Annotated in this window: 8 protein-coding genes; 5 read left to right on the forward strand and 3 right to left on the reverse strand. The window is 69.8% G+C overall.

From position 1 onward, the window contains the following. From ACFDS6_RS16015 to ACFDS6_RS16030, 4 genes are all read left to right on the forward strand, one after another. Window positions 1-410: VOC family protein (locus tag ACFDS6_RS16015; RefSeq protein WP_375273102.1), on the forward strand; the 410-nt coding region annotated here is incomplete at its 5' end. Between the two features lie 158 nt (window positions 411-568). Next, a complete protein-coding gene (gene hmgA, locus ACFDS6_RS16020; RefSeq protein WP_375273103.1) occupies window positions 569-1,867 on the forward strand; it encodes a homogentisate 1,2-dioxygenase in 1,299 nt (432 codons plus the stop codon). Continuing rightward, window positions 1,864-2,244: a Rieske (2Fe-2S) protein gene (locus tag ACFDS6_RS16025; RefSeq protein WP_375273104.1), complete on the forward strand. Its 381-nt coding sequence runs from the start codon at window positions 1,864-1,866 to the stop codon at window positions 2,242-2,244. Before hmgA ends, ACFDS6_RS16025 begins: the two co-directional genes overlap by 4 nt. Window positions 2,245-2,292: 48 nt before the next feature. After that, window positions 2,293-2,988: a methyl-accepting chemotaxis protein gene (locus tag ACFDS6_RS16030; RefSeq protein WP_375273105.1), complete on the forward strand. Its 696-nt coding sequence runs from the start codon at window positions 2,293-2,295 to the stop codon at window positions 2,986-2,988. Between the two features lie 19 nt (window positions 2,989-3,007). Here the strand turns inward: ACFDS6_RS16030 and ACFDS6_RS16035 are convergent, their stop codons facing one another. Both ACFDS6_RS16035 and ACFDS6_RS16040 read right to left on the reverse strand, forming a co-directional pair. Continuing rightward, the gene (locus tag ACFDS6_RS16035) at window positions 3,008-3,574 is read right to left on the reverse strand and encodes a lipocalin family protein (RefSeq protein ID WP_375273106.1); all 567 of its coding nucleotides are present in this window, start codon (window positions 3,572-3,574) and stop codon (window positions 3,008-3,010) included. Between the two features lie 35 nt (window positions 3,575-3,609). Beyond that, the gene (locus ACFDS6_RS16040; protein ID WP_375273107.1) at window positions 3,610-5,700 is read right to left on the reverse strand and encodes a malate synthase G; all 2,091 of its coding nucleotides are present in this window, start codon (window positions 5,698-5,700) and stop codon (window positions 3,610-3,612) included. 91 nt (window positions 5,701-5,791) lie between these two features. On the opposite strand from ACFDS6_RS16040, the gene ACFDS6_RS16045 reads away from it, so the two are divergent. Beyond that, the gene (locus tag ACFDS6_RS16045) at window positions 5,792-6,679 is read left to right on the forward strand and encodes a LysR family transcriptional regulator (RefSeq protein WP_375273108.1); all 888 of its coding nucleotides are present in this window, start codon (window positions 5,792-5,794) and stop codon (window positions 6,677-6,679) included. A 377-nt stretch (window positions 6,680-7,056) separates the two neighbouring features. On the opposite strand, the gene ACFDS6_RS16050 is transcribed toward ACFDS6_RS16045, so the two are convergent. Beyond that, window positions 7,057-7,428 carry a tRNA-binding protein gene (locus tag ACFDS6_RS16050; RefSeq protein WP_375273110.1) on the reverse strand — a complete coding sequence of 124 codons (372 nt, stop codon included), beginning with the start codon at window positions 7,426-7,428 and terminating at the stop codon, window positions 7,057-7,059. Window positions 7,429-7,506 lie beyond the last annotated feature (78 nt).

Here is a 7,506-nt window from a genome sequence, read left to right on the forward strand (position 1 = left end):
AGGACGACCACAGCCAGATCGAGGAGTTCATCCGCGATTACAACGGCGAGGGTATTCAGCATCTGGCACTCACCACCGACGACATCTACGCCACGGTCGAGAAATTGCGCGCGCGCGGTGTCAAGCTGCAGGACACGATCGAGACCTATTACGAGCTGGTCGACAAGCGCGTCCCGAACCACGGCGAGGACCTGGAGCGGCTGCGTCGCAACCGCATCCTGATCGACGGCAACGTCGGCGAGGAAGGGCTGCTGCTGCAGATCTTCACCGAGAACATGGTCGGGCCGATCTTCTTCGAGATCATCCAGCGCAAGGGCAACGAGGGGTTCGGCAACGGCAACTTCCAAGCGCTGTACGAGTCGATTGAGCTGGATCAGATCAGGCGCGGTGTGATCACGGTCGACGCGTAAAGCGTCGGCCGGATGCCGCGCGCAGGCGCGGTCCGCGCCCGGCCAGTGCGACGAAGCCGGCGCACAAGGCGCGGCTTCGCCGCGTCTGACGCGGCGGCGGGCGTGACACGATTCGCCCAGACGTTCGTTACGCAAAGCCGCCGAAGAAAGGACCGAGGATGACCGACCCTACCGCCCCCGCCTACATCCCCGGTTTCGGCAACCACGTCTCGACCGAGGCGATCCCCGGCGCGCTGCCGGTCGGGCGCAATTCGCCGCAGCGCCCCGCCTTCGGGCTCTACACCGAGCAGCTGTCGGGTACCGCCTTCACCGCGCCGCGCCACGAGAACCGCCGCTCGTGGCTCTACCGGATGCGCCCGACTGCCGAGCATCCGCCGTTCACGCGCTACGACGGTGCGAAACGGTTCGCGCCGGGCACCATCGACGCGCCGCTCGCGCCCAACCGGCTGCGCTGGGACCCGCTGGCGATGCCGAGCGATGAGGTCGACCTGATCGACGGCATGACGACCATGCTCGCCAACCGCGATCCCGCCGATCTGGAGGGCGTGGCACTGCACGTCTACGCCGCCAACCGGAACATGGACGCGCGCGTGTTCATGGACGCGGACGGCGAGCTGCTGTTCATTCCCGAACAGGGGCGGCTGGAGCTGCTGACCGAACTCGGCCGGATCGAGATCGCGCCGGGACAGGTCGCACTGGTCCCGCGCGGGGTGCGGTTCAAGGCGATGCTGCCCGACGGTCAGGCGCGCGGCTACGTCGCGGAGAACCACGGCGCGCTGTTCCGGCTGCCCGACCTCGGGCCGATCGGCGCCAACGGCCTCGCCAACCCGCGCGACTTCGAGACGCCGGTCGCCTGGTTCGAGGACCGCGACGAGCCGACCGAGGTGGTCCAGAAGTTCATGGGATCGCTGTGGACGACGACGCTCGACCACTCGCCGCTCGACGTGGTGGCGTGGCACGGCAATCTCAGCCCCTGGCGCTACGACCTGTCGCGCTTCAACACGATCAACACCGTCAGCTTCGACCATCCCGATCCGTCGATCTTCACCGTGCTGACGAGCCCCAGCGACGTGCCCGGGCGCGCCAACGCCGACTTCGTCATCTTCCCGCCGCGCTGGATGGTTGCGGAAGGAACCTTTCGACCACCTTGGTTCCACCGCAACGTCATGTCGGAGGCGATGGGGCTGATCACCGGCGCGTACGACGCCAAGGCGGAAGGCTTCCAGCCCGGCGGCATCTCGCTCCACAACATCATGAGCGGACACGGCCCCGACGTCGCGAGCTGGCAGGGTGCGAGCGCGGCCGAGCTCAAGCCCCACAAGATCGAGGGCACGATGGCGTTCATGCTGGAAAGCTGCTGGGCGTATAAGCCGACCGAATACGCGCTGGCGCACGCGCAGCTCGACTATGATGCGGTGTGGGCGGACTTCCCCAAGGCGCAGCTGCCGAACGAATGAGCGACGCCGTCGACGGGAGCGCGCGCGTCTTCGCGACGCCGGCGGGAGTGAAGCTGGGTGCGCTCGACCAGATCGCCGACGGTGCCGCGCGCAACTACGTGCTGCAGCTGCGCGCCGGGCGGTTCCACGGCTTCGTCGTGCGCCGGGGTGAGCGGGTGTACGGCTACATCGATCGCTGCCCGCATGCCGGGCTGCCGCTGGCACAGGAACTCGACGCCTATCTGACGCCGGACGGCGCGCGGATCATGTGTTCGTGGCACGGCGCGGTGTTCGCGATCGGCGACGGGCGCTGCGAGGGCGGGCCGTGCATGGGCGCGCGGTTGACGCCGTGGCCCGTGCGCGTCGACGCGGGCGTGATCGTCACCGCCGACGCATAGTTGTTCATCCGAAACGGATGATTAACCGAAATCAACGATCATCGCCGCGTGTACGCACTCGACCATCTACCCGACCAGTCCAGCATCGGCGCGTCGCAGGCCGCCTGGCATGCTTTGTGCCGATCGCAGGCGGTGATCGAATTCACGATGGACGGCGTCGTCACCTGGGCCAACGACCGGTTCCTCGCCATCGTCGGCTACCGGCTCGATGACCTGGTCGGGCGGCATCACCGCATGCTGTGCTTCGCCGAGCAGGCCGACACGCCTGCCTATGCCGAGTTCTGGCGCAAGCTCGGCTCCGGCCAGTTCGACCAGGGCGAGTATCCGCGGCGCGACGCGCGCGGCGAGGAGGTGTGGTTGCAGGCGGCCTATACGCCGGTGCTGGGACCGTCGGGTAGCCCCGAGCGCGTGCTGAAGATCGCGACCGACATCACGCGACAGGTCAGGCTGGAGCGCGAGGTGCAGGCGCACCTGGAGCAGTCGCGCGTGTCGGGCGCGGCGCTGATCGAGCGCGGCACGGTGATGGAGAACACGATGGCGCAGGTGGCGGAGATCGTGTCCAGCATCTCCGCGATCGCCAAGCAGACCAACCTGCTCGCGCTCAACGCCACGATCGAGGCGGCGCGCGCGGGCGAGGCGGGGCGCGGCTTCGCGGTGGTTGCCTCCGAGGTCAAGAAGCTGGCACGCGACACGCACGACGCCGCGGGGCGCGCCGCGCGGCTGGTGGCGGCGCACGGCAGCTAAACGCGCGCCGCTGGCCCGCTCACGGCTGATGCGTGCGGCGCAGCGCGCTCGTGTCGTAACCGAGCGACTTCGCGCGAGCGTATAGCGCGTCAACCTGCTCGTCGCCGGGACGCGGCGAGCGCGACAGCAGCCACAGGTAGCGCCCGCCGGGTTCGCCGACGATCGACCAGCTGTAATCGTCGGCGTGGTCGAGCACCCAGTAATCGCCGACGTAGAGCGGTCCGAAGAACGACAGCTTGAGTTTCGCGCTCGTGTCCTTGTCCGCCACCACGCCCTTGGCGCGCGCGACCTTGCGCTTGCCGCCGCGCGTGCCGGCGTTGGTGACGCCGATCTTGTCCGCCGACAGCCGCGAATAATCGGCGGTGACCGCGTCCATGCCTTCCTCGAAGACGTATTCGTGGCGCGCCATCTCGTACCAGCGGCCGAGATAGCGATTGAGGTCGACCGGCTTCGCGGGTTCGGGCACGTTCGGGTTGATGACTGGCGGGCGCTTTGAGCGAAAGTAGAGGAAGCCGCCGAGGCCGAGCGCGGCGACGCCGGCTCCGGCGAGGACGGCGGCGTTCGGGCGATGCGATTCTTGTGCCATAGCCGTCCCTACCAGCGAGCGCCCGCGTGGTTCCCTCAGCCGGCGCGCGCCTTCTCTCGCGCGCGCGCGGCGTGGAGCAAAGGTTCGGTATAGCCGCTGGGTTGCGCGACCCCGTCGAAGACGAGCGCGCGCGCGGTCTGGAACGCGATGCTCTCGTCCTCGCGGCTCGCCATCGCGCGATAGGCCGGGTCGCCGGCGTTCTGCGCGTCGACCTTGGCCGCCATGCGGGTGAGCGCGGCGTCGACCTCGCCCGCTGTGGCGACGCCGTGGAGCAGCCAGTTCGTCACGTGCTGCGAGCTGATGCGCAGCGTGGCGCGATCCTCCATCAGCCCGACGTCGTGAATGTCGGGCACCTTGGAGCAGCCGACGCCCTGGTCGATCCAGCGCACCACGTAGCCGAGGATCCCCTGCGCGTTGTTGTCGAGTTCGTCGCGCACCTCCTCGGGCGTCCAATTGTGACCGGTCGCGAGCGGGACGGTGAGCAGGCGGTCGAGTGATGCGACCGGCTCGGTGCGGCGCGCCTCTTGCCGCGCGAACACGTCGACGCGGTGGTAGTGCGTCGCGTGGAGCGTCGCGGCGGTGGGCGACGGTACCCAGGCCGTGGTCGCGCCACTGGTCGGATGCGCCACCTTCTGGTCGAGCATGTCGCGCATCATATCAGGGGCGGCCCACATGCCCTTGCCGATCTGTGCGCGGCTCGACAGCCCGCAGGCGAGCCCGATCTGGACGTTGCGGTCCTCGTACGCCTTGATCCAGTCGGCACCCTTCATCTCCGCCTTGCGAATCATCGGCCCCGCGCGCATCGCGGTGTGCATCTCGTCGCCGGTGCGGTCGAGGAAGCCGGTGTTGATGAACACGATGCGGTGGCGCACGGCGCCGATGCACGCGGCGAGGTTCGCGCTGGTGCGGCGCTCCTCGTCCATGACGCCGACCTTGATCGTGTGGCGATCGAGCCCGAGCAGGTCCTCGACCGCGTCGAACAGCCGGTCGGTGAAGGCGCATTCGTCGGGGCCGTGCATCTTGGGCTTGACGATGTAGATGCTGCCGGCGCGGCTGTTGGCACGCGCGCCCCGTATGTCGTGGAGCGCGACCAGGCTGGTGACGATCGCGTCGAGGATGCCCTCGGGCGCCTCGCTGCCGTCCGGCAGGCGCAGCGCGGGCGTGGTCATCAGGTGGCCGACGTTGCGGACGAACAGCAGGCTGCGGCCGGGCAGCACGATCTCGCTGCCGTCCGGCGCGGTGTAGCGGCGGTCGGGGTTGAGCCGGCGCGTCACCTCGCGCCCATCCTTCTCGAACGTGTCGCACAGGTCGCCGCGCATCAGCCCGAGCCAGTTGGCATAAGCCGCGACCTTGTCGGCGGCATCGACCGCGGCGACTGAATCCTCAAGGTCGCAGATCGTGGTGACTGCGCTCTCCAGGATCACGTCGGCGATGCCGGCGGGGTCGTCGCGGCCGATCGGGTGCGCGGGATCGAACACGACCTCTATGTGGAGGCCGTTGTGGCGGAACAGCCGGCCGCGCTCGCTGCGGCCGACGTACTGCGCGGGGTCGGCGAGGGTGAAATCGTCGCCGGTGAGGTCCGCCCAAGAGCCGCTCGCCAGCGGCACCGCGTCGTCGAGGAACGCCTTGGCCCAGGCGATCACCTGGCCACCCCGCGCCGTGTCGTACGCGCCGCCAGGGTTGGGCGAGCCGAGCGCGTCGGTGCCGTAGAGCGCGTCGTAGAGGCTGCCCCAGCGCGCGTTGGCGGCGTTGAGGAGGAAGCGCGCGTTGAGGATTGGCACGACGAGCTGCGGCCCGGCGGTGGTCGCGACCTCCGCGTCGACGTCAGCCGTGTCGATCGTGAACGGCGCGGGTTCGGGGACGAGGTAGCCAATCTCGCGCAGGAACGCCTGGTATTCGGCCTGGTCGATCGGCTGCCCAGCGCGCGCGGCGTACCAGTCGTCGATCTGGTGCTGCAGCGCGTCGCGGTGCGCGAGCAGGGCGCGGTTCTCGGGCGCGAAGCGGGCGAAGATGTCGGCGACGCCCGACCAGAAGGCGTCGGGCGCGACGCCGGTGCCGGGCAGCGCGCGATCCTCCACGAAGGCTGCGAGTTCGTCCGCGACGGTGAGGCCGGCTCGTTGGGTCATGCTGCTGCTCCTGTTGGTGCCGCTTGTACGGGGACCGGCTTCGCGCCACTAGAGGGGTATATGTCGCGGCAATCGTAACCCGGATGCACGAATGATCGACCCGGACTATGCCCTGTTTGCGCGCGTGGTGGCGGGCGGCAGCATCGCGGCGGCGGCTCGGGCGTCCAACCTGTCGCCCGCGATGGCGTCGCGGCGGCTCCAGCGGCTGGAGGCGCGGCTGGGCGTGCGGCTGGTGCAGCGCACGACGCGGCAGCTGGCGCTGACGCCGGCGGGGGAGCGGTTCCACGCCGACGTGGTCGCGATCCTGGCCGCGGTGGAGGCGGCGGAGGCGCGGCTGACCGGCACGGCGGCGGTGCCGGCGGGCGTGCTGCGCGTCAGCGCGCCGACCTCGTTCGGGCGGCTGCACGTCGCGCCACAGCTGCACCGTTTTCTGGCGGCCTACCGCCAAGTGTCACTGACGCTCGACCTGTCGGACGCGTTCGTCGACCTGATCGCGGACGGGGTCGACGTCGGCGTGCGGATCGCCGCCGCGGTGCCGCCGGGTCTGGAGGCGCACCGGCTGGGCGACAGCCGCCGCGTGCTGTGCGCGAGCCCGGCCTATCTGGCGCGGGCCGGCGCGCCCGAGCGGATCGGCGACCTCGCCGCACATCGCCTGCTCGCGGCGGCGGGGCAGATGCCGTGGCGGCTGGTGGCGGGCGCGCGGCGGACGAGCATCGACCGCGCGAGCCACGTGCGGACCAATTCGAGCGAGCTGGTGCGCGAGCTGGCGCTATCGGGCGTCGGCATCGCGCTGCGCTCATTGTGGGACGTCGGCGAGGCGCTGCGCGACGGCGCGCTGGTGCGCGTGCTGCCCGAGTGGGAGGGGACGCGCGACGTCGCGATCTGGGCGGTGCACCCGCGCGCGCCGATCGTCGCGCCGGCGGTGCGCGCGTTCGTCGCCTTCCTGCGCGAGGTGGTCGACCCGGCGGCGTGGGAATGAGTGCGCGCGGTCGCGGAAGGTCACGCTAAGGTCACGCCAACGCGGGTCGTCTTGGACTGAGCCGATGCAGGGCGGGCGGAAGGTCAGGCTAAGGTCATGCCCATGCGCGGTCCTTGATTGCAGCGGTCAGGGGTGATGGAGAATCAAACGGTCGAATTGCCCAGAGAGGCCAACGCGCGTTCGCTGGTGGCGCGACGCGGGGTGCCAAAGCAGCAGTGTCAAAGAGCGTCGGATAAGCCGGACCTGGGGCGACGCTGGCATGGATCGCGTGTGTAGGACAGCGCTGCATGACGGCTGCTGCGAAGACTGGGGCTGGCTGGTCGCAGCGGTTGTCGGCTCGTGCGGCAGAGCCGCGGGGCAAGCGCTCCGCCGGCGGGTCAGAACAGGCGGCCGCCGTTCGGGACCGGGTGCGCGGGGCTGACCAGCACGACTGCGCCGTCCGCGTCGAGGAATCCGAGCGTCAGTACTTCCGACATCATCGGGCCGATCTGTCGCGGGGGGAAGTTGACCACGGCGGCGACCTGACGGCCGATGAGCTCGTCGGCCGAGTGACGCACGGTGATCTGCGCGGAGGAACGCTTGATGCCCAAGGGCTCGCCGAAGTCGATCGTGAGCTTGAACGCGGGCTTGCATGCCTCGGGAAAGGGATCGACCGCCAGGATCGTGCCGACGCGGACGTCGACGCGCATCCAGTCGTCGAACGCGATCGGGTCGGCGGCGGGTGCGGCGGGATCGTTGGAGACGTGCATGGTGTTGGCGGGTCCGGGTGCTCAGAAGTCCGGGTTCTCGTAGTAGCTCGGCGGCTCGATCCCGCTGACGCGCTCGGT

The organism is Sphingomonas sp. (assembly GCF_042095875.1).
In the GTDB taxonomy this organism is placed as follows: Bacteria; Pseudomonadota; Alphaproteobacteria; order Sphingomonadales; family Sphingomonadaceae; genus Sphingomonas.